Genomic DNA, 21,072 nt, shown 5'->3' with positions numbered 1-21,072 from the left:
GACAGTTGCTGATCCTAAGCTGATATTTATTTCAGCGTTGAAGGCAGCTGCTAGTTCTATAATCCTTTGCCACACTCATCCTAGTGGCGAGATGAGACCTAGCAATGAAGACATAAAGCTTACAAAAAGGATTGTTGATGGAGGCAAGTTACTGGATATACCCGTAATGGATCACCTTATCATATCTAGACATCAGTTTTATAGTTTTGCAGATGAAGGAGTATTATAGCCTCAAAGAAATAACTACATTACAAGAAATATTAAATTAGATAACAGGCTAGATTCTGTGTGAAATTTGTGTGATAATCTGAAAGAAACGCCAAATAGTGCATTACGGGTCATCTCAGCTGGCTAGAGCGCTTGCCTGGCAGGCAAGAGGTCAGCGGTTCGACTCCGCTATTCTCCACCCCGTTAAAAAAGCCTTTCAGTGAAAACTGAAAGGCTCTTTTTGTTAAAGTCATTTCTTGATTGGCTCGTGATGGATTAAGCGGAATTGGGGGAAGTGAATTGTCTTGAAAGCGCATCATCCGCTTAGTTTATTATGCTGGATCGGCAGTTGTGAAAGCGCGTATATAAACTGTTTCCTATTCTACATATTCATTTCTGAAGATGAACTTATTGCTTAATTATCATTAAGTTAGTTAATGTAGGTCAATTAAAAAATCTGAAACCTTATTGCTCTTTTTTAAACGATATGAGCTTAAAATTAGAATTTTAATTGGTTAAAAGCGGCGCCTGCTATAGTGACAATGGATTATATCTGAGCAAAGCATATTGCTAAACATTTTATAAAATAATAATATAACTATGTGGAAAGAAAAAATATTACCTATGACAATTGGACTAATTTATCATGTACCACTAGTCAAAACAATATTGTCATATAGAACAGGTGGTACTATTGAGAGTAGATATTGCTACTCTGTCTGGTTAAGACACCTTAAGATGTTGAATACTGTTCAGGCCGGAATTCCGAAAAGGGTGGCAGAGCTAGGTCCTGGGGATTCTTTAGGGATTGGATTCGCGGCATTGTTGTCTGGTTGTGAGTCTTTCAGGGCGTTTGATGTAATAAAATACTGGAATATTGAACGAAATTTAAAGATCTTTGAAGAACTGGTTGTTTTGTTTAAAAATAAAACGCCTATTCCGGATAATACTGAATATCCCCGGGTTCAACCTCGACTTGATGCTTATGCATTTCCGGATAACATTATTTCAGAGGAAATACTAAAAGACACCTTGTCTGAATGCCGTTTGGAAGCGATACGTGAAGAAATTAAGAATCCTGACAGTCCAAATAATACCCTTGTCAAATTTTATGTTCCCTGGGATGATTATAAAGTAATAAGCCCTGACTCAGTAGATTTTGTATATTCTCAGGCAGTTTTGGAACATGTTGAAGATCTTGAAGGGACATACGTTGCCTTCTCAAAATGGTTGAAAAGGGGAGGAATCATGTCTCACTCCATTGACTTTAAATGCCACAACACCACTAGAAGTTGGAATGGCCACAGAACCTATAGTGAATTCGAATGGAAGATAATTAAGGGGGGACGAATGTTTCTGATAAACCGTCAGCCCTACTCGGTACATAAAGAATTGCATAAAAAATATGGTTTCAGGATATTGAAGGAACTTCCAGTCATTATGGCTAACAATATTCAAAGGATAAATTTACACAAAGGTTCAGGAATCTTTCAGAAGAAGATATGACAACAAGCGGTGCGTTTATACTTTCTGTAAAAGTGTAATTAGATAAAACACGCGTGCGCTCCAATCCACCCTTCCCGCCAAACCCCACTTTTAACAAATAATTGTAAAATTTCAATCATTTGCCCTTTTTAGGCGCATTCAGTAGCATTTTCTAACCTCCCCCTGACCGAAAATTATTATATTGAGCAAATATGCGCCAAAACGAAGCGCATCAATATGACGAGATGAAGGAAAGTAATCTTGTTGAAAATTTAATATATAGGCTTGAAAATAAACCATAAAAAATACAACCATATTTCCTTCGATTTATGGCTAACGTTGATCAGATCAAATCCTGAATTTAAAGGTAAAAGAAATCTGCTGTTTAGAGAATTTTTTGAAATCAACGCATCAATCGAAGAGGTTACCCAGGTGATCAGGTATTACGATGTGCTCTGCAATAAGATGAATGAAAAAACGGGGCTCAACATCAATACCTACGAGATCTATTTTTTAATTCTGAATAAGTTGAATGTTGATATTTCTGACATTACCATCGCTCAATTAGACCAGTTTTATAAAGAAACGGAAACCTTGTTTTTTGATTACAAACCTCAATTAATGTACCCGGCTATTCACAAGCTTTTTGATGAACTGAAGTTGGAGAATAAGTCTATGAATATTTTAAGTAATACCGGTTTTATTAAAGGCAGAACTTTAAGAAAACTGATGACTGAATATGGTTTTGAAGACCAATTTGATTTCCAGATTTATTCTGATGAAGTTGGTATTTCTAAACCTAACCTTCAGATTTTTAAATTAGTAGAAGATCAGGTAAAGTTGAACCGGAATCTGGAGCAGAAAGATGTGCTACATGTAGGTGACAACATTGTAGCTGATTATAATGGTGCAATAGCATATGGTTTTGGTGCAATTCTCGTAAATTTATAAAGGTGAATAGAAGTTATAGTTTACATAAGATTGTAGAGGAACAAAACAGCCCGTTTAAAGTAGACGAATATAGCTGGTTCAAGTTCGGCGATAAACAATATGCGGAGAAATTTGCAACACAATTGTTTGATGGCTTTATCGCGGAACATAAAGACCTCGTATTATCAGGACAGGAGATTGTCATTTTGCCTAGTCCTTACCTATCCATCCCCACCGCTTCAAATTTTCTTTGCCACTTTTTTAAAATGAAGTTGAACAATTACTTGTTTCAACATCACAAAAAAGCATGTGCCGAGTCTAAAATATATAGAAATCAAACCTATGTAACTGATTATGGTAACCTGGATTTTGAAGAGCGTGTATTATTGATTTCCAACGATACGTATTATATCGATAGAAACTTCATAGAAGGCAAGCTTTGCATTTTTGTCGATGACATCAAAATTACCGGCAGCCATGAACATACCGTAAATAGGATATTAAACCAGTACCAGGTGCAAGGAGATTTTATCTTCTTATACTACGCAGAGCTAATTAATAAAGATATACATCCCCGGGTAGAGAATTTTTACAACTATTACGCGATTAAAAATGTTGCTGATATTGTTGAGGTTATCAACAGGTCTAGCTTCCAGTTCAATACGCGAATTGTAAAGTATATTTTAAGTTTTAACCAGGAGCAGTTTAACTATGTGCTGGATAATATTTCGGTAGAGAAACGTACCGATTTATTTCACCTGGCCATAAGCAACAATTACCACCAGATTACAGACTATCAAAATAATATAAACACTATTAAAACAGCTTAATTATGGCAATTAATTTACAGAAAGGTCAGCGCGAAAACATCAACGCCCCTAAATTTACCATTGGCTTAGGATGGGATACCAACAGCAGTTCTACAGGAACTCAATTTGACTTGGATGCCTCCATTTTTATCTTAGGTGCAAACCATAAATTAATATCAGATAATCATTTGGTATTTTATAATAACCTGCAGTCGCCAGACGAAGCGGTAATACACACTGGTGATAACTTAACTGGCGATGGTGATGGTGATGACGAGCAAATTAAAATTGACCTTACAAAAATTGACCCGTCAGTTAAGGAGCTTTGCATTGTGGTTACTATTGACCAGGCTGAAGCACGTAACCAAAACTTTGGTCAGGTTAGAAACTCTTTTGTAAGAATCGTTGACGAAACGACCAATACCGAATTGGTAAAGTATGAATTAGATGAAGATTTCTCTATTGAAACCGCTATAGAATTTGGTAGGTTATACAACAGAGAAGGACAGTGGAAATTCGAAGCCATTGGCATGGGAATGAAAGGCGGATTACAAGATTATTTAAACAAATATCAATCATAACAACATGGCAATCAATCTTCAAAAAGGACAACGAATAAATCTTGAAAAAAACAACGGCAGTAAACTCCAAAGCATTTGTGTTGGAATTAACTGGGGTGCAATCGAGAAAAAAAATTGGTTAGGTATTTCCAAAAAAGAAGCAGTTGACTTAGATGCGTCATGTGCACTTTATGACGACAATAAAAATGTGGTCGATGTGATCTATTTTGGAAGTCTTAACTCTAAAGATGGTGCTGTTAAACACAGTGGTGATGACAGAACTGGTGATATGGGTGGCGATGACGGATTAGATAATGAAGTAATTACACTTGATTTTCAACGTTTAAATCCTGCGGTTAACTACGTGGCTTTTGTATTGAACAGTTTCCAGGGACATGATTTTGGTACCATACCTTTCGCATCCATCCGCATTTATGAAGGAACACCAAAACAAGTAAGAGAAGTGTTCGCTACGTTTGATATTGCTAATGGAAAAGGCTTCGCTGGAAGTGTATCCATGGTGATGGGCGTATTCTATAAAAGAAACGGCGAATGGAAGTTCAATGCGGTTGGTGAGCCAACAAAAGACAGGAAATTAGAAGAAACAATTAAAACTGTAACTAGCCAGTACTTATAGTATGAGAAGATTACCAGTATACTTATTGTTAGATACATCTGGATCAATGTCGGGAGAACCGATTGAGGCCGTGAAAAATGGTGTTCAAATCATGATCAGTTCTTTGCGTCAAAATCCACAAGCTATTGAAACTGCTTTTTTAAGTGTGATAACTTTTGACAGTTCGGCAAAGCAAATTATTCCTTTAACAGACCTGGCCTCTTTCCAAATGGTTGATATCAGGGCTACCGGGGTAACCGCTTTAGGTGATGCTTTGAGGTTAGTGAGCACCAAGATTGATACTGAAGTTGCAAAAACAACGACAGAGCAAAAAGGGGACTGGAAACCCTTGGTATTTATCATGACCGATGGTATTCCAACTGACGACTGGCAAAGTGGTTTGAACGAATTCAAAAAAAGGAAAGTGGCCTATACTGTTGCTTGTGCAGCAGGTAGTGGTGCCGACACCAACATCCTTAAACAAATTACAGAAAATGTGGTGAGCCTGGATACTGCAGATAGTGCAAGTATCGGCAAGTTCTTCCAATGGGTTACAGCCTCTATTGGTGTAACTTCTACGAAAGTGGAAGATTCTGGTAAAGAAGTGTCTGGCCTCAATGAATTGCCACCACCGCCTTCTGAACTAAACATCGTTGTTTAATATACGACCGGTGTTTTCAAATGAATAAATTACGATGAGAGATAGGAATAAAATATGAGAAGATTACCCGTATATTTTTTATTAGACACGTCGGGGTCCATGTTTGGCGAACCCATACAGGCGTTAAACAATGCTTTAAGTGGAATGATCAATACGTTGCGGTCAGATCCACAAGCATTGGATTCGCTGTGGATTAGTATCATTACCTATGATCGGGCAGTAAACGAAATTGTTCCCCTAACAGAGTTAGTGAGCTTTCAACTGCCAGAAATTACCTGTCCTCAAAGTGGCCCCACCAATACTGGTGCTGGCTTAGACTTCGTGATTCAAAAAGTAAAGGTTGACCTTATTAAAGGTTCAGCCACCCAAAAGGGCGACTGGAAGCCTTTACTTTTTGTTTTTACCGACGGAAAACCTTCAGATATTCAGTTATATCGGGAGAAAATACCTGAAATTAAAGCACTAAATTTTGGCGCTGTAGTGGGTTGCGCTGCAGGGCAAATGGCTGATGACGCCATTTTGAAAGAATTAACTGAGAATGTGGTTCACCTGGATTCCGCAGACAGCTCCACCTTAAAGCAGTTTTTTAAATGGGTATCAGACACCATCGAACAGGGAAATAAAAGTCAGGGAACTGGCGAAACAATGACCCTGCCTCCACCACCTAGTGAAATTACCCTTGTTATATGATCAAATTAATCCCAATAATATTCAGCTTTCTTATCATAGGTTTGTTCCTATATTCGAAATTACTTCCTTACCAGGACAAGTTAAACCCTGGCTATAAAAAGGTATTTGACGTGATTCATAAAATTTTCTCGCCTCTATTTGGCTTTTTAAAGAAATACGTACAGCCTTTTCAGGTAGGCAGGGGTATTTCTGTCGACATGAGTCAAATCATTATACTGGTCATTTTTCTGGCACTTGTAAATTCTTTCTGATGCGAATCCATGGATAATGATGGAAGAAACTAAAAAACATATAGAGGCTTTATTGGCATATCATAAAATTGATATTCCAGCAAAAAAGAAATTGCTGCTGGATACTTTTGCTGCTAACGAGACAAACATTAATTTGGTCTGTGCCATTCGTGAAAACCAAAAAATACTTATGATGAACTGGAAGTTGAAAAACCGGGTTGACGACATTTTGTCGCAAACTGTTTACGTGCCTAACGGTACAGTAAATAAAGAATACCGTGCACCAATCGATTTTTTAAAATTAGGATGGAAGGATATTATCTATTCTGAGGTAACAGGTTTAGAAGATACAGGTTTAATTTATGACAGCAATGAAGAGTTGATTAGTGGTACGCCAAAAGTAAGCGGCAACCTTAAATTTAAACTATTATTCAGAATTGAAGGTGAAGCCGATGATTCGACGCTGAATGAGAAAGAGATCACCATCATCGTTAATCCTGACCCTAAATCCTTATGGAAAAATATAGACAGCGACGTTAAAGATCTTTACTGGAAAGCAGATGATGTAGAAGCTTCAGGCGACTTTTTAGATAAAAAAATTGTGGTTTCTTCAAAAAGGGGCCGAAGTCATGCAAATGTGGGTTCTTTCAGAGATGACGACTTTGCTTTTAAAAACCTTCCCCAATCAGGCTGGAGTGTAATTGCCGTTTCAGACGGTGCAGGTTCAGCTGCCTTGTCTAGAAAAGGTTCACAACTGGCCTGTGAGCTGGTGGTGAAGTATTTTGAAGACAACTTTACGCCAGCGCACCTAAAGGATTTCGACCAGGTCTTGCTAAGTCACTATAACAAAACAGATGTTGATTCATCAAAAAAAATAAGCCGTTTTGTTTATGACAACTTGTCTAAAGCGGCACATTCCGTACATAAACAGCTAGCAGCTTATGCACTTAGTGTTGAAACTCCGTTAAAAGATTTCCATGCCACGCTAATATTTGCAGTGGTTAAAAAATATGATTTCGGATATGCTATTTTAACATTCGGCGTTGGCGATTGCCCTATTGGGTTATTGAATAAAGATTTAACAGAAATCAAGCTCATGAATTTGCTGGATGTAGGCGAATTTGGTGGGGGTACCCGCTTTATCACCATGCCCGAAATATTCCAGAGTGATAAATTCTCCAAACGATTTGGATTTAAACTGATCGATGATTTCTCTTATCTAATGTTAATGACCGATGGAATTTATGATCCGAAATTTGTGGTTGAGGCTAATTTGGAAAAGATTGAATGCTGGAAAGAGTTTTTAGAAGATTTAAAAGGAAAAAATGATGATCACATTGGGGTGGACTTCAGTTATAGGAATAAAAAGGTAGCTGAGCAACTTTCCGGCTGGATGGATTTCTGGAATCCTGGTAATCATGATGACAGAACACTGGCCATAATTTATTAATCGATGAGTATAATTACTGTAAAATCCGTTAATGATCCTTCAAAGTCCTATCAATATGTTGATACTGGCGAGCCAATGCGTGGTGGTGTTAAAGACGTATTTTTTAGCCCTGACCGTAAATACGTGGTCGCGATCTTTAGGGATAAATTAGATTTTAATCAGAAAGAAAGACTGAAGAAAATCACCAATTACTATTTACCTCAAATTGAAACTAAAGAAGCTGGCGATTATTATTTAAATGAGGTTTACCGTTGGCCTACAGATGTGATTGAACATAATGGTTTAACCGGCGTGATTGTACCCATCTATGACAAAAAATTCTTCTTTAAAAAGGGGTATGAAAGCAGCGATCTGATTAAAGGAAAAGAGAAAAACGGGAAGTGGTTTGCCGGTGCTAAGTTCAGAAACAAGAAATTTCCATTATGTCTGGCCAGTTCAGAATTAGGCGACTGGCTTAGCTATTTCCAGATTTTGGTTAACTTAACCCGGGGCGTTAAAAAGATGCATGCCATGGGGCTTGCTCATTCCGACTTGTCATATAACAACGTGCTGGTTGATCCGGTGGAGAAATCTGCCTGTATCATCGATTTGGATGGCCTGGTTGTTCCCGGTTTATTTCCAGCGGAAGTGATCGGTACTGCAGAATTCATTGCGCCTGAGGTGCTGTCAACGAAACATTTAAGTAAAACTGACCCCAACCGTAAGTTGCCAAGCAGGCTTACGGATTTGCATGCCTTAGCTGTGCTGATTTATATGTTTTTGCTGCACAGGCATCCGCTTAAAGGTGGAAAGGTTCATGATCTTGATACAGAAAAGGATGATTTGTTATCCATGGGTGAAAAAGCCTTGTTTATTGAACACCCAACAAATCCCGAGAACCGGCCTAAACTCAACCAGGTGTCTAAATGGGATCTTCCCTGGGCAGATATTTCGAAATTACCATACACCATCACCGGTCCGTACCTGAAAGCGCTATTTGATAAAGTATTTATCGATGGTTTACATCATCCGATGCAGAGACCTACTGCTGAAGAGTGGGAAATTGCCTTATTAAAAACCACCGATCTTATGCAGAAGTGTTTTAATCCGGCATGCGATCAAAAGTGGTATGTGTTTGATAATACCAATACCCCAAGATGTCCATTCTGCGGCACGCCTCACCAAGGCACCTTACCGGTTTTAGACCTTTATTACCAGTTTAAAGAATCGGTATGGAAACCCGAAAACCACAGGTTAATGGTTTATAAAGATCAGTATTTATTTCAATGGCATGTGAATAGAAATGTGATCAGGAATGAGAAACTGAATGCAGCTCAAAAAGTTCCGGTAGGTTATTTTACTTTTTACCAAAACAAATGGGTGTTGGTAAATCAGAAATTAACATCTTTGAAAGACTTAACGGAAAACAAAGAAATTCCGATAGGTTCCATGGTAGAATTAACCGATGGAAAAAGGCTACTCCTGTCAAAAGAAGATGGGGGTAGGGTAGTGGTCATTACCATGGCCAATAAATAGTAATTACAAGTTTAAACAGAAAAAAAATAATGCAAACAAGTATTTTAGATTTACATCCCGGGTTAGTTTGGGGTTTTGTGATCGTCGTTGTAATCATGTTATTACTCGACCTGGGCGTCTTTAACAAGAAGAGCCATGAAGTTACCTCCAAAGAAGCGACCATTTGGTCTATTGTGTGGATTTCCCTATCCATGCTATTTTCGCTGGTCGTGTACTATGTGTTTAATAATGACGCCGGTGGTCATGATATCGCCATTGAAAAATTAACCCAGTACCAGGCTGCCTACTGGATTGAAAAGGCTTTATCAGTAGATAACCTGTTTGTATTTATCCTGGTGTTTGGTTATTTTAAAGTGCCTAAGTACCTGCACCACAAAGTGTTATTTTGGGGTATTATAGGTGCCTTAATATTCCGTGCCATCTTTATTTTTGCAGGGGTAGGAATCATTAACATCACCTTTTTACCTGAGATGAATGTTTTCGGTAAGTTAGTACAAATCAATGCTGTTCTGGCACTGTTTGGTATCTTCCTGATCTACGCTGGAATTAAATCATGGGGTGGAGGAAATGACGACGAAAACGAAGATTATAGCAGCTCTGCAGGTGCCAAAATGGTGAAGAGTTTTTATAAAATAAGCGATAGCTATGATGGTGACAAGTTTTTTACTGTTAAAAACGGTGTGAAAATGGCTACGCCTTTATTGGTTGTTGTAGCTGTTATTGAGTTTACAGATATTTTATTTGCTGTCGATTCAATCCCTGCTATTTTTGCCATCTCAAATGATCCTTTCATTTTATACACCTCAAATATCTTTGCGATTTTGGGTTTAAGGTCATTATATTTCTTGTTGGCCAATTTCATTTACATGTTCAGTAAACTGTCTTACGGTTTGTCGATCATCTTAACCTTTATTGGTATCAAGATGTTGATTGCACCTTGGGTACACATTTCATCACCCGTATCATTAGGTATCGTGGCAGGAGTGTTAATTTTGTCGGTGATCGCCTCATTGGTCTTTAAAGATGAAAAACCTGAGGAAAAGGTATAAATAATTTGTTTATAGCCAGTTAAGCTTTTTAGCTGGTTATAAACATCCATTTTATTGACAACAAGCAGCCCTAAGGGCTGTTTTTTTTTTGCTGTTTTATTGCGTTTCTTGCATTTATATGCAGTTTTTTGTTTCCTGGATTGTATATTTGAGCCGTTATCGAAAGCAATAACAAAGGGGGGATACCAGAGTGGCCAAATGGGACAGACTGTAACTCTGTTGTCGCAAGACTTCGAAGGTTCGAATCCTTCTCCCCCCACGCCTGCAGGGAAATTCTATTTTCCCATCTTTCACACCCTTCACCTCAACATTAAACACCAACAGCTGCATTGTAAAATGACCGCTTCGACTCTGGTTGCTGGTAAGTACGGGGGACTTCATCATAATCTCTTCAATGTATTTATAGGCTATAACAACCAGCTTAACCCTGTGTGTCCACATAAAAACCTTGTTTAGTGCCCTTAATTAAACTTGGTTTCGTAATTTAGCGATGTTTGTTAAAGATGTAACTTGATCCTTAATGTATGAAACGATCCGCAATTTTCAGTTTTTTCCTGGTATTATGTTGTTTCGGCTGCGGGCTTGGCGACCGCGAAAAAGAGCTTCAGTTAAAAGAAGAAGCTGTAAACAAAAAACAACAGGAACTGATGTTATGGGAACAACGTCTTACAATTAAAGAAAAGGACCTCTATGCACGTAAACAGCTGCTGGATAGCAATGAAGTGGTTGATACGGTAACTGTGTACGACAAAAACTTATCAGGTAAATGGCTGGTTAAAATGCAATGTATTGAAACAAGCTGTGATGGATCTGCCATTGGCGATACGAAAACGGAGCAGTGGGAGGTTTCTTCTGAAAATAGTAATGTAGTGGCTAAAGCGTATACCGGTAAACAGTTGAGCCGGATTTATAACGGTGTACATAAAGAGAGTGGACTGGTGCTTACTGACCAGCTGTCTACTCCTGAAAGTTTAATTAGGATCATCCTTCGCCCAACGACGAATGATGCACTGGAAGGCACCAGAGAAATAATCCAGGAGAATTGTAAAATTGTTTATTCGTTAATTGCGAAAAGAATACCATAAAGGTTATGTATACAAATATGGTCTTACTATCGGCCCTGGAATTCTCCTTACCTTTAAAAAATCCGGTGATTATTTTTTCGCTGGTTCTTTTTATCATCCTCTTTGCGCCCATTCTTTTTAATAAAATTAAAGTACCACATATTATCGGGTTAATCATTGCCGGTGTGATCATTGGCCCATATGGCTTAAACCTGTTGCGTCGTGATGCCAGTATGGTGTTATTTGGTACGGTGGGCCTGCTGTATATCATGTTTCTCGCCGGCTTAGAGATCGACTTGGCCGAGTTTAAGAAAAACAGGAATAAGATCCTGGTATTCGGTTTAATCACATTTATACTGCCTCTTGTTTTCGGAACTTTAGCCAGTTATTATATTTTGGGCTATGGGTTTCTGGCTTCTCTGCTCTTAGCGAGTATGTTTTCCACACACACGCTGGTATCATACCCCATTGCCAGTAAATATGGGGTTTCCCGCAGTCGCGCGGTTTCATTAACCGTAGGTGGTACCATGATCACAGATATCCTTGCTTTGTTAATCCTGGCGGGTATTGCTGGTATGACCAAAGAAGAAGTAACAGCCGGTTTCTGGATACAGCTGGGGTTATCATCTATACTATTTGTATTGACTGTGCTATTTGTCTTCCCGATAATAATCCGGTGGTTTTTTAAACATTTTGAAGATAGTGTATCTCAGTATATTTTTGTGCTTGCCATGGTTTTTCTGGCGTCATTTCTTGCTGAAGCTGCTGGGATAGAGGCAATTATTGGTGCTTTCTTCTCTGGCCTGGTGCTCAACAAATTTGTTCCACACTCCTCACCTTTAATGAACCGGATTGATTTCGTGGGCAATGCTATTTTTATTCCTTTTTTCCTGATTGGAGTTGGGATGCTCGTAGATATCAGTGTGCTGGTAAAAGGCTGGGGCGCCTTGAAAGTTGCCGGTGTGATTATCTGTGTGGCCCTGTCAACAAAATACGCAGCAGCCTACATTACGCAAAAATTGTTGCGTTTATCACCAACAGAGGGCAAAATGATTTTCGGATTAAGTGCGTCGCATGCTGCAGCAACCCTGGCAATAATATTAGTTGGTTATAACATTATCATCGGTGAAACACCTGCCGGAGAACCGATCAGGTTGTTAAATGAAGATGTGTTAAATGGTACCATTTTATTAATTCTGGTTAGTTGCGGTGTTGGGTCCTTTGTTGTAGAGCAGGCTTCAAAAACCCTTGCCCTGCAGGAAGAGGAAGCCAGTGATCAGGCACAATCGCAGGAGTCGGAAGATAAAATTATGGTTTCCCTGGCCTATCCAGATATGATTACCGAACTTGTTGACTTTGGCATCAGGTTAAGGCCACAAAAGAGTAATATCCCGATTTATGGTCTAAACATTATTGAAGATGATAATACTGCATACAAACCTACTAATGGCAGTAAAAAGATTTTAGAAAAAGCCGTTTCACATGCTGCGGCATCCGACAATACAATTATTCCTTTAACCCGGTACGATTCGAGCATTACTAATGGAATTGTATATACCATTAAAGAACACAATATAAGTGATGTTGTTATCGGTATGCATAAAAGTGCTGATCAGCATAGGTTCCTTGGCCAGAAGGCAGAGAATATCATCAAGCGGGTACACGAAACAATCTATATTTACAAGCCTGCACAGCCTTTTAATACCTTAAAAAGAATGGTGATTGCTGTACCGCCTCTTGCCGAAACAGAGCCGGGATTCCTTCATTGGTTACACAAATTGGTTGTCATGGCCAAGGAGTCTGGCATGGCTGTGAGTTTCTACGGAAACACCGTCTCTTTGGAAGTGATTAAAGATGTATTGGACCGAAGCGCTGCTTTTATTTCGTCGTCTTTCCACCTTTTTAGTGATTGGGACGACTTTCTGATTTTTAAAAGTGAGTTGAAGGTAAATGATATCCTGATTATTATCTCCTCTAGAAAGGGGCACGATTCTTATCAACATCAATCGCAAAAACTACCCTATTATCTTTCCAGTTATTTTGGGAAATACAGCTTTATTATTTTGTATCCTAAACAACTGGAACTGGGAATTAACATGGGGAATATCGAGTTAGCTGACAGTGCTTTAATCGAAACCATCAGTGAGCAAATTGGTGCGCTTGGAAAAGCAGGAGGGTACTTAAAAAAAGTTTTCCAGCCTAAGAAGTAAAGTCGCTTTTTTAAACAAATTTTTATCGGGGGGTGTTAATACAACAAAGTATCAACTAACCTATGGCAAATCAGACTCAGAAAACCATCATTGTAACCGGTGCCAGCTCTGGCATTGGTCAGGGAATTGCTATTGCCTTTGGCAGACAGGGCGCTAATGTTGTTGTTAACTATCATGGTGATGAGGAAGGCGCACAATCAACCTTAGATCAGCTTATTGCGGCTGGTGGACAAGGATTTATTCACCAGGCAGATGTAAGTAAAGAAGAGGAAGTTAAGGCGCTTTTTGCAAGAACAAAGCAAAAGTACCAGACGCTCGATGTGTTAATCAACAATGCAGGTATACAAAAGGACAGTTCTTTTGCAAATATGTCGCTCGATGAATGGAACAAAGTAATCAGCACCAATTTAACAGGTCACTTTTTATGTGCCAGAGAAGCCATTCAGGAGTTTGAGTATAAAAATGCGTCAGGCGCAAAGGGCGTGGCTATAGGAAATATTATTTTTATAAGTTCCGTACACGATTTAATTCCATGGGCGGGACATGTGAACTATGCATCTTCAAAAGGAGGTTTACTCATGTTGATGAAGTCACTGGCCCTTGAAGTTGCACCTAAAAAGATCAGGGTGAACGCCATCTCTCCAGGTGCAATTGCAACCGATATTAATGAGGAGGTGTGGTCGGATGAAGAAAGTCGAAAAAAACTGATCGAATTAATCCCATACCAACGTATCGGCGAACCGGAAGATGTAGCTAAAGTAGCTGTATGGTTAGCAGGTGAGGACAGTGACTACATCACCGGAACTACAATTTATGTAGACGGGGGAATGACTTTATATCCGGGGTTTGTAGACAATGGATAGTTCATTTGTAATGCTGTGATTAAACTGAGGTATTCAGTTTTACAATTTATTATGACCACTGTTTTTCAATTGTTTTTGTCTTAACTTTCTGGTTGATAAGGCATTTTTTTTTGATTAAACATTGCTCATGATACATCAACTTACGTTTACCAGATTTCTTGCTGCTATGGTAGTGGTTCTCTATCATTATGGCAAAACAAGCCCATTACTTAGCGGAGAGATAATGAGTACCCTGCTGAAGTATGGCAATTCGTCGGTAAGTTATTTCTTTATTTTGTCGGGTTTTGTCATGATCATTGCTTATGGCAACCGGAAAAATAAGCTGGATAAACTTTCGTATTATATCAGCAGAATTGCACGAATTTATCCTATTTATATCCTGGCCCTGTTTGCAGTCGCCCTAATTGCCTATCAGTCTGTTACTGGTTTAAACCCGCAGGGTTTGTTACTGCAAAGCCTGTTGGTACAATCGTGGTTTCCCGCTCATGTAATGACTTTAAATACGCCTGGATGGTCTTTGTCTGTGGAGGTCTTTTTTTATCTTCTTTTTCCACTGCTTTTAGGTATTTATAACAAATTCTCGCTCAAATCGCTGTGTTATGTGATTGTAGCTTTCTGGCTGGTGTCGCAAATTGTGTTTACTTTCCTTTTATTGAATCCTCAATATGGTGTGCCGGCTAAGTTTCTTTACTATGCACCAATCATGCATTTAAATCAGTTTCTGGTGGGCAATTTAATTGGTTTTTTGTATTTCAGGTTTAAAAAGAAAAATTACGATATACCATTGCTGCTGCTTATTGTGGCATTTCCTTTTTTGTTGTTGTTTGTTGATCGTAATACCACAAATATCTCCTTCCATAATGGCCTAACGGCCGTTTATTATGCACCATTTATACTGTTGATGGCTTTGAACAATGGCCGGATTTCCAGTTGGTTATCAAAAGGCGTATTTGTGATTTTGGGTGAGATCAGCTATGGGATTTATATCCTTCAGAAGCCGGTTCATAGTGTTGTGAGGCACGTTGGTGAAGCGTTGCGTATAAATGATACGTTGATCGAGATCCTATTTTTTGTTGTTCTACTTGGCGTATCCTATTTTTTATATATGCTCATAGAGTTACCGGGCCGGCAATTTATCAAAGCCCGGTATTTAAGGTGGAAAACCAAGCCAGGCAATATGGTAAGTACATAATCCCTAGCCATCTTGTATACTTCAAATGTTTAACCGCTCAATTGTGTATAAAATGTGTGTAAAACTCAATAACATTACACATTTGTTATACAAAACATATCACTATAGTCTAAATGGCCTTGGGGTATAAAATTTCATTGGTAATTTGAGTTACCAAATAAGTCAATATGAAGCTCATTTTTTATACCGCAAACTGTTTTATGGATACTTCCATAGAGGTTATTAATATTTTAAAGCATGTTGTGGAATTGCATGTCATCATCGAAGTGAGACAGGAGACGAAAAGCCAGACTATTATTGATGTAAGCAATTTCCCAGCTGATCAGGATGTGGTACCTGTAGAAAAGATGCTTAATTCTACCAATTACGCTAAATTAAAGCCTTACCTAGATGGAACGGCAAGCGCAAATTTCGTTGCATATGCACGTCCTGGCCTTGCTGGTAACTTTAAGACAGCTAAGGCGCTTCATAAACACATTAAAGCGATAAATGCCGATGTACTACATCTTGAAGCCTTGTTGGTGAGGTCATTACTGATTATACCGTCTTTGTTTTCTTTTAAAAAGATCTACTTAACCATCCACGATCCCCTTCCACATGTAGGTGAAAAGGACTTTAAGATTAACCTGGCGAAGTTTATATACTTTAATTTGCCCAAAGTAAAAGGTTTTTTCTTTTATTCTGAATTCGCAAAAAAACAGTTTCAGCAGTATTATAAAATCAACAACAAACCTTGCTGGGTAGTTAAAATGTATCCATTGTCGTACTATAAAAAATTGGCAGGTAATAGGAACATAGACAAACGAAGCTTATTGTTTTTTGGCCGCTTATCTCCTTATAAAGGTATTGAAGTGTTGTTAAACTCGATGTCAAATGTTTTTGAAAGGTTTCCGTTAACACATTTGGTAATTGCCGGACGCAGCGTCAATGATTATAAGATCCCTCAGGAGGTTTTAAACAAGTACCCAGATAAAATAACTGTTTTAAACCGTCACATTTCCAATGATGAGCTGGTGAGGCTGATTGGAGAGGCGAAGTTTGTTATTTGCCCGTATATTGAAGCTACGCAAAGTGGCGTATTGATGACCAGTTTTGCTTTGAATACACCAGTCCTGGCAAGTGCTGTTGGTGCATTTGAAGAATATATTGTCGACAACCAGAATGGCTGCCTTGTGGCACCTAATAATAGTCAACTATTGGCTGAAAAGACTATCGGTTTGCTGGAGGATGATTATTATAAAAATTTGTCGATGAATATAAAAATGCATCAGGACCACAATCCATGGAACTTAAATGAGCAAATATATATAAGTGCCTATCAGACCAATTAAATGTGGTATAAGCGCTGATTTATTGTGCTTTTCGCTGTAAAAACTGTAAAATTGTAAAATTTTTTATAATCAGTTTGAAACTACAATGAGCATTTTTACAATATTATTTGCCCTATTCCTATTGGGAATAACCTATCTATATGTTACTAAAAATCGTAAGTCATATACAGAAAAACCATCCGCAGATGGTGATGTGTACATCAGTCCCGATAAAATGATTGCTGCCAAGTTGTTAACAGCAGAACAACAAGCTGCTTTAAAACCTGATCACGTATTAGAGATCCTAAAGAATGGGAATGATGATTTTGTTAGCGGTGATTTCACTGTAAGACGGAATGCAGAGCGTGTGCTACAAGCTTCAAGCGGACAGTACCCATTGGCTGTAGTGTTATCATGCCTGGATTCCAGGGTGCCTGTGGAAGATGTTTTCCAAAGAGGTGTTGGCGACATTTTCGTGGTTCGTGTTGCTGGGAATATTATCAATGAAGATATTCTGGGTAGCCTGGAATTTGCATGTAAAGTGTCGGGTTCAAAGGTAATTGTGGTTTTAGGTCATGAAAATTGTGGTGCTATACATTCTGCGGTCGCCAAAGTTGAACTAGGAAATATAACGCCACTTTTAGCTAAAATAAAACCTGCTGTAACGGCTTCCGCTAATTTTCCAGGTACTCAAAATGTGACTAATCCAGCATATCTGCACCATGTATGTGTGGAGAATGTTAAAAACAGTGTAAAAAACATCAGGGAAAATAGCCAGATTTTAAGCAATATGGAAGCTTCCGGTGAGATTATAATCGCATCAGGAGTGTACGATATGGAAAGCGGAAAAGTTAACTTTATGTAACATAAATACTATGTTTGAGCATTATGGCAATATTGTTGCTGGTTTACATGTTTAAACTCACGCTATACAAATTATTATGGTAAAAAGAATACATGTTCTTGAAGACGATACTGATATCAGATATATTATAGAATTTCTGCTTAAAGATGAAGGTTATGAGTTACAGTTATCTTCGTCATTTTCAGAGCTTAAGGAGAAGTTAAAGGACTCAGTGCCTGACCTATTTATACTGGATGTTATGCTTCCGGACGGAGATGGTGCTGAAATATGTGCTGATTTGAAAAGTGATCTGTTTACTAAACATATCCCGATTATTGTGATGTCGGCCAATGACCAGAACAAAGATAAAAGTATTGAAGCTGGCGCAGACGATTACATTAAGAAACCTTTTGATATTGATTACATTGTAAACAGGATCGATAAGTTAATCGGTAAAACGGTAAAATAATTAATTTACTATATTTGAGTTCTCAATATATAAATTAATATGCCAGATCAGAAAGAGGAAATATTTAAAGGGATTGCGCAACGACTTAAAATAGAAGGTTTTAATGTTGTAAATGTTGATGATACCCGCCCATGGGGAGGTTTTTTCGTTATTGATGAACAGCAGGCCCAACAGTTTGCTAATGTTTATTTTGACGGACTCAATGTCGACGAACTTAAAATAAGTGGAAAATTAAGTCCAAAAATCCTTGTGGTTGCTCCACAAAAACGTTTATCATGGCAGTATCACCACCGCAGAGCTGAAATATGGCAAGTGGTAAGTGGAACAGTCGGTGTAGTAACCAGCAATACAGACGAAGAAGGTCCATTGCAGAAGTTGCCACCAAACACCCGCATTAAGTTGGAAAAAGGTGAAAGACACCGCCTAATTGGCCTTGAAGATTGGGGGATAGTGTCAGAAATATGGCAACATACCGACCCTGAAAACCCATCTGATGAATCGGATATTGTAAGGGTACAAGACGATTTTGGAAGATAAAAACACAAAATATATTTAAACGCCCGCATCAATAATTGATACGGGCGTTTTTTTTTAGCACATTTTCCATAACAAAAACGACGCGATTTCGTTTAATACAGCAATAACACTATATGACTATTTTAATTTTCTTTTTACTACACTGGTTTTTATCCCTTTTCTCTCAAACATTTTTTCTTCATCGATACGCCTCCCACAAGATGTTTAAAATGAATCCTTTCTGGGAGAAGTTCTTTTACACAGTTACTTTTATTGCACAGGGATCCTCATTCCTTAATCCGCGCGCCTATGCTATTATGCATAGAATGCACCATGCTTACAGTGATACTGTTAAAGATCCACATTCGCCACACTTTATTAAGGATGTCTGGGGTTTGATGATACAAACTAAAAACATTTACCTGGATCACCTGAAGTTTAAAACTGAACCTGAAGAGCAATTCCGTGGCAATTATCCAACCTGGGCATTTATCGATAGAATTGGTGATGCGTGGCCAACAAGAATTGCATTTATCCTATTCTATATTGGATTTTATATTGCTTTTGCTACCCAGTGGTGGATGTTTTTCTTACTGCCAATTCACTTTTTAATGGGCCCGATCCATGGTGCGATCGTTAACTGGTGTGGTCACAAGTATGGTTATTCTAATTTCGATAACGACGACCACAGTAAAAATTCTTTACCCTTAGACTTTCTGATGATGGGCGAATTGTTTCAGAACAATCATCACATGCGCCCTAATAGTCCGAATTTTGCTGCTAAATGGTATGAATTTGACCCGACTTACCCTATACTAAAAATGATGCACTGGATGCGCATCATTAAAATTAGAAAGACCTAAAAAATTTTAAGAGAAGAACTAGCTAATAAGGCTAGTTCTTTCCACTCCAACGGCGACTTCCGCTTTTGGGTGTTCTTTTAGCGCCGCTTAGGTTAGGATCACGATCCTGGCTACGTGGTGCTGATTTACTTTTGGCAGTGGCCGACGCATTCGCATTTCCACCTCTACGGTGATTACTTGCTGAAGGTTTTCCTCCCCTCGGTTTATCTTCTTGTTTAGCCATCAAACCCTGCCAGCTCATCGCGTAAGGGTTGTCTTCGGCAACAGGAATGGTTAGGCCAATTAGCTTTTCAATATCTTTTAAATACTCCTTTTCTTCTGCATCACAGAATGAAAAAGCAATACCGCTTAATCCTGCACGACCAGTACGGCCAATTCTGTGTACATAAGTTTCTGGAATGTTCGGTAATTCGTAATTGATCACATGTGTCAATTCATCTACATCAATTCCACGTGCAGCTATATCTGTAGCTACTAAAATACGAGTAGTTCTGTCTTTGAAATTTGACAGGGCGCGTTGTCTCGCATTCTGCGATTTGTTACCGTGTATGGCTTCTGCTTTAATGCCCGACTTTATAAGGTCTTTAACCACTTTATCCGCACCATGTTTGGTACGTGTGAAAACCAAAGCAGTTTGGATGCTTTTATCTTGAAGGATATGGTTTAATAAGGTTCTTTTGTCGTTTTTAGCTACATAGTAGATTGATTGTACAATTTTTTCTGCAGTTGATGATACTGGTGTAACTTCAACTTTAGTTGGTGCATTCAAAATGGTATTAGCTAGTTTCTGGATTTCAGCAGGCATGGTTGCAGAGAAAAACAAAGTCTGCCTTTTTGCAGGTAACTTGGTGATTACTTTCTTTACGTCATGAATGAAACCCATATCCAACATTCTGTCGGCTTCATCAAGCACAAAAATTTCAAGGTCGCGAAGGTGGATATATCCCTGACCCATTAAGTCCAATAACCTTCCCGGAGTAGCCACTAAGATATCAACGCCTTTGTGTAAGGCATCGGTTTGTGCTTTTTGACCTACGCCACCAAAAATAACCTGGTATTTTAAAGGTAGGTTTCTGCCGTAAGCTCTAAAACTTTCGTCAATTTGAATTGCCAGCTCACGGGTAGGTGTTAATACCAATGCTTTAATTGGTCGTGGACCTTTTGTGTTAGCATGTGGTTTATGAAGCAATTGCAACATCGGGATGGCGAAAGCAGCAGTTTTACCTGTTCCTGTTTGTGCACAGCCTAAAAGATCTTTGCCTTGTAATATAGTTGGAATAGATTGTTCTTGTATGGGGGTTGGTTGAGTATAACCTTCTGTTTGTAGCGCAGATAAAATGGGCTCAATCAGATTTAATTCGTTGAATAACAATATGTATGTGTTTAATGTATAATAGATTGAAATGAACAAATTTCATTTCTTCACAAAGATAAGTATAATTTTCTTTTTATGCAGATTTTTTACGTCCGGCTAACTTGCTGATAAAATACAGGGCAATAAAGCCAAAAAACAAGTATAAGCCATTTGACGCGGACGCC

The 21,072-nt window shown here is 38.5% G+C and carries 22 protein-coding genes and 2 tRNA genes; 23 read left to right on the top strand and 1 reads right to left on the bottom strand.

Annotated elements, in window-relative coordinates:
• The 23 genes from ACR2F3_RS08380 to ACR2F3_RS08270 form a co-directional block, all read left to right on the top strand.
• The coding region (locus tag ACR2F3_RS08380) for a JAB domain-containing protein (protein WP_432709525.1) at positions 1-229 on the top strand (229 nt) is incomplete at its 5' end.
• Positions 230-340: 111 nt separating this feature from the next.
• A tRNA-Ala gene (locus tag ACR2F3_RS08375) sits at positions 341-406 on the top strand.
• A 401-nt stretch (positions 407-807) separates the two neighbouring features.
• Positions 808-1,713, top strand: a complete 906-nt coding sequence (locus ACR2F3_RS08370; protein ID WP_432709524.1) for a methyltransferase domain-containing protein — start codon at positions 808-810, stop codon at positions 1,711-1,713.
• 264 nt (positions 1,714-1,977) lie between these two features.
• Positions 1,978-2,643: an HAD family hydrolase gene (locus tag ACR2F3_RS08365; RefSeq protein WP_432709523.1), complete on the top strand. Its 666-nt coding sequence runs from the start codon at positions 1,978-1,980 to the stop codon at positions 2,641-2,643.
• Positions 2,644-2,645: 2 nt separating this feature from the next.
• Positions 2,646-3,452 carry a phosphoribosyltransferase family protein gene (locus tag ACR2F3_RS08360; RefSeq protein ID WP_432709522.1) on the top strand — a complete coding sequence of 269 codons (807 nt, stop codon included), beginning with the start codon at positions 2,646-2,648 and terminating at the stop codon, positions 3,450-3,452.
• A gap of 2 nt (positions 3,453-3,454) precedes the next feature.
• Positions 3,455-4,012, top strand: coding sequence for a TerD family protein (locus ACR2F3_RS08355; protein ID WP_432709521.1), 558 nt, complete (start codon positions 3,455-3,457; stop codon positions 4,010-4,012).
• A 4-nt stretch (positions 4,013-4,016) separates the two neighbouring features.
• Positions 4,017-4,628 (top strand): TerD family protein, encoded by a 612-nt coding sequence (locus tag ACR2F3_RS08350; protein WP_432709520.1) that lies wholly within the window; start codon positions 4,017-4,019, stop codon positions 4,626-4,628.
• A gap of 1 nt (position 4,629) precedes the next feature.
• The gene (locus ACR2F3_RS08345; RefSeq protein ID WP_432709519.1) at positions 4,630-5,268 is read left to right on the top strand and encodes a vWA domain-containing protein; all 639 of its coding nucleotides are present in this window, start codon (positions 4,630-4,632) and stop codon (positions 5,266-5,268) included.
• 54 nt (positions 5,269-5,322) lie between these two features.
• The gene (locus ACR2F3_RS08340; protein ID WP_432709518.1) at positions 5,323-5,958 is read left to right on the top strand and encodes a vWA domain-containing protein; all 636 of its coding nucleotides are present in this window, start codon (positions 5,323-5,325) and stop codon (positions 5,956-5,958) included.
• Positions 5,955-6,209, top strand: coding sequence for a hypothetical protein (locus ACR2F3_RS08335; protein WP_432709517.1), 255 nt, complete (start codon positions 5,955-5,957; stop codon positions 6,207-6,209). The genes ACR2F3_RS08340 and ACR2F3_RS08335 overlap by 4 nt, the downstream gene beginning before the upstream one ends.
• Positions 6,210-6,225: 16 nt before the next feature.
• Complete coding sequence (locus ACR2F3_RS08330) at positions 6,226-7,638, top strand: protein phosphatase 2C domain-containing protein (protein WP_432709516.1); 1,413 nt, start codon at positions 6,226-6,228, stop codon at positions 7,636-7,638.
• A 3-nt stretch (positions 7,639-7,641) separates the two neighbouring features.
• Entirely contained in the window at positions 7,642-9,153 is a 1,512-nt protein-coding gene (locus ACR2F3_RS08325) for a helix-hairpin-helix domain-containing protein (protein ID WP_432709515.1), read from the top strand.
• Between the two features lie 29 nt (positions 9,154-9,182).
• A complete protein-coding gene (locus tag ACR2F3_RS08320; RefSeq protein WP_432709514.1) occupies positions 9,183-10,202 on the top strand; it encodes a TerC family protein in 1,020 nt (339 codons plus the stop codon).
• Positions 10,203-10,378: 176 nt separating this feature from the next.
• Positions 10,379-10,461 (top strand) — tRNA-Tyr (locus ACR2F3_RS08315).
• 265 nt (positions 10,462-10,726) lie between these two features.
• Entirely contained in the window at positions 10,727-11,287 is a 561-nt protein-coding gene (locus tag ACR2F3_RS08310; RefSeq protein ID WP_432709513.1) for a hypothetical protein, read from the top strand.
• Between the two features lie 17 nt (positions 11,288-11,304).
• Entirely contained in the window at positions 11,305-13,476 is a 2,172-nt protein-coding gene (locus ACR2F3_RS08305) for a cation:proton antiporter (protein WP_432709512.1), read from the top strand.
• Positions 13,477-13,538: 62 nt separating this feature from the next.
• Positions 13,539-14,339 carry an SDR family oxidoreductase gene (locus ACR2F3_RS08300; RefSeq protein ID WP_432709511.1) on the top strand — a complete coding sequence of 267 codons (801 nt, stop codon included), beginning with the start codon at positions 13,539-13,541 and terminating at the stop codon, positions 14,337-14,339.
• Positions 14,340-14,466: 127 nt separating this feature from the next.
• A complete protein-coding gene (locus ACR2F3_RS08295) occupies positions 14,467-15,531 on the top strand; it encodes an acyltransferase family protein (RefSeq protein ID WP_432709510.1) in 1,065 nt (354 codons plus the stop codon).
• A 167-nt stretch (positions 15,532-15,698) separates the two neighbouring features.
• The gene (locus tag ACR2F3_RS08290; RefSeq protein WP_432709509.1) at positions 15,699-16,862 is read left to right on the top strand and encodes a glycosyltransferase family 4 protein; all 1,164 of its coding nucleotides are present in this window, start codon (positions 15,699-15,701) and stop codon (positions 16,860-16,862) included.
• Between the two features lie 85 nt (positions 16,863-16,947).
• Complete coding sequence (locus tag ACR2F3_RS08285) at positions 16,948-17,706, top strand: carbonic anhydrase family protein (protein ID WP_432709508.1); 759 nt, start codon at positions 16,948-16,950, stop codon at positions 17,704-17,706.
• A 76-nt stretch (positions 17,707-17,782) separates the two neighbouring features.
• A complete protein-coding gene (locus tag ACR2F3_RS08280) occupies positions 17,783-18,154 on the top strand; it encodes a response regulator transcription factor (RefSeq protein ID WP_432709507.1) in 372 nt (123 codons plus the stop codon).
• A gap of 39 nt (positions 18,155-18,193) precedes the next feature.
• Positions 18,194-18,691 carry a phosphoheptose isomerase gene (locus ACR2F3_RS08275; protein WP_432709506.1) on the top strand — a complete coding sequence of 166 codons (498 nt, stop codon included), beginning with the start codon at positions 18,194-18,196 and terminating at the stop codon, positions 18,689-18,691.
• 113 nt (positions 18,692-18,804) lie between these two features.
• Complete coding sequence (locus ACR2F3_RS08270) at positions 18,805-19,533, top strand: acyl-CoA desaturase (protein ID WP_432709505.1); 729 nt, start codon at positions 18,805-18,807, stop codon at positions 19,531-19,533.
• 31 nt (positions 19,534-19,564) lie between these two features.
• Here the strand turns inward: ACR2F3_RS08270 and ACR2F3_RS08265 are convergent, their stop codons facing one another.
• Entirely contained in the window at positions 19,565-20,905 is a 1,341-nt protein-coding gene (locus tag ACR2F3_RS08265) for a DEAD/DEAH box helicase (protein ID WP_432709504.1), read from the bottom strand.
• Between the last annotated feature and the right edge of the window lie 167 nt (positions 20,906-21,072).

This window comes from Pedobacter sp. (assembly GCF_045627485.1).
GTDB lineage: Bacteria > Bacteroidota > Bacteroidia > Sphingobacteriales > Sphingobacteriaceae > Pedobacter.
The sequence above is the reverse complement of the archived record's forward strand: the minus strand, read 5'-3'. Positions and strand labels throughout refer to the sequence as shown.

Excerpts from the sequence above, each read along its gene's own strand:
- ACR2F3_RS08370 (WP_432709524.1), top strand. The coding sequence starts at position 808 with ATGTGGAAAGAAAAAATATTACCTATGACAATTGGACTAATTTATCAT.
- ACR2F3_RS08355 (WP_432709521.1), top strand. The coding sequence starts at position 3,455 with ATGGCAATTAATTTACAGAAAGGTCAGCGCGAAAACATCAACGCCCCT.
- ACR2F3_RS08350 (WP_432709520.1), top strand. The coding sequence starts at position 4,017 with ATGGCAATCAATCTTCAAAAAGGACAACGAATAAATCTTGAAAAAAAC.
- ACR2F3_RS08345 (WP_432709519.1), top strand. The coding sequence starts at position 4,630 with ATGAGAAGATTACCAGTATACTTATTGTTAGATACATCTGGATCAATG.
- ACR2F3_RS08340 (WP_432709518.1), top strand. The coding sequence starts at position 5,323 with ATGAGAAGATTACCCGTATATTTTTTATTAGACACGTCGGGGTCCATG.
- ACR2F3_RS08335 (WP_432709517.1), top strand. The coding sequence starts at position 5,955 with ATGATCAAATTAATCCCAATAATATTCAGCTTTCTTATCATAGGTTTG.
- ACR2F3_RS08330 (WP_432709516.1), top strand. The coding sequence starts at position 6,226 with ATGATGGAAGAAACTAAAAAACATATAGAGGCTTTATTGGCATATCAT.
- ACR2F3_RS08325 (WP_432709515.1), top strand. The coding sequence starts at position 7,642 with ATGAGTATAATTACTGTAAAATCCGTTAATGATCCTTCAAAGTCCTAT.
- ACR2F3_RS08320 (WP_432709514.1), top strand. The coding sequence starts at position 9,183 with ATGCAAACAAGTATTTTAGATTTACATCCCGGGTTAGTTTGGGGTTTT.
- ACR2F3_RS08310 (WP_432709513.1), top strand. The coding sequence starts at position 10,727 with ATGAAACGATCCGCAATTTTCAGTTTTTTCCTGGTATTATGTTGTTTC.
- ACR2F3_RS08305 (WP_432709512.1), top strand. The coding sequence starts at position 11,305 with ATGGTCTTACTATCGGCCCTGGAATTCTCCTTACCTTTAAAAAATCCG.
- ACR2F3_RS08300 (WP_432709511.1), top strand. The coding sequence starts at position 13,539 with ATGGCAAATCAGACTCAGAAAACCATCATTGTAACCGGTGCCAGCTCT.
- ACR2F3_RS08295 (WP_432709510.1), top strand. The coding sequence starts at position 14,467 with ATGATACATCAACTTACGTTTACCAGATTTCTTGCTGCTATGGTAGTG.
- ACR2F3_RS08290 (WP_432709509.1), top strand. The coding sequence starts at position 15,699 with ATGAAGCTCATTTTTTATACCGCAAACTGTTTTATGGATACTTCCATA.
- ACR2F3_RS08285 (WP_432709508.1), top strand. The coding sequence starts at position 16,948 with ATGAGCATTTTTACAATATTATTTGCCCTATTCCTATTGGGAATAACC.
- ACR2F3_RS08280 (WP_432709507.1), top strand. The coding sequence starts at position 17,783 with ATGGTAAAAAGAATACATGTTCTTGAAGACGATACTGATATCAGATAT.
- ACR2F3_RS08275 (WP_432709506.1), top strand. The coding sequence starts at position 18,194 with ATGCCAGATCAGAAAGAGGAAATATTTAAAGGGATTGCGCAACGACTT.
- ACR2F3_RS08270 (WP_432709505.1), top strand. The coding sequence starts at position 18,805 with ATGACTATTTTAATTTTCTTTTTACTACACTGGTTTTTATCCCTTTTC.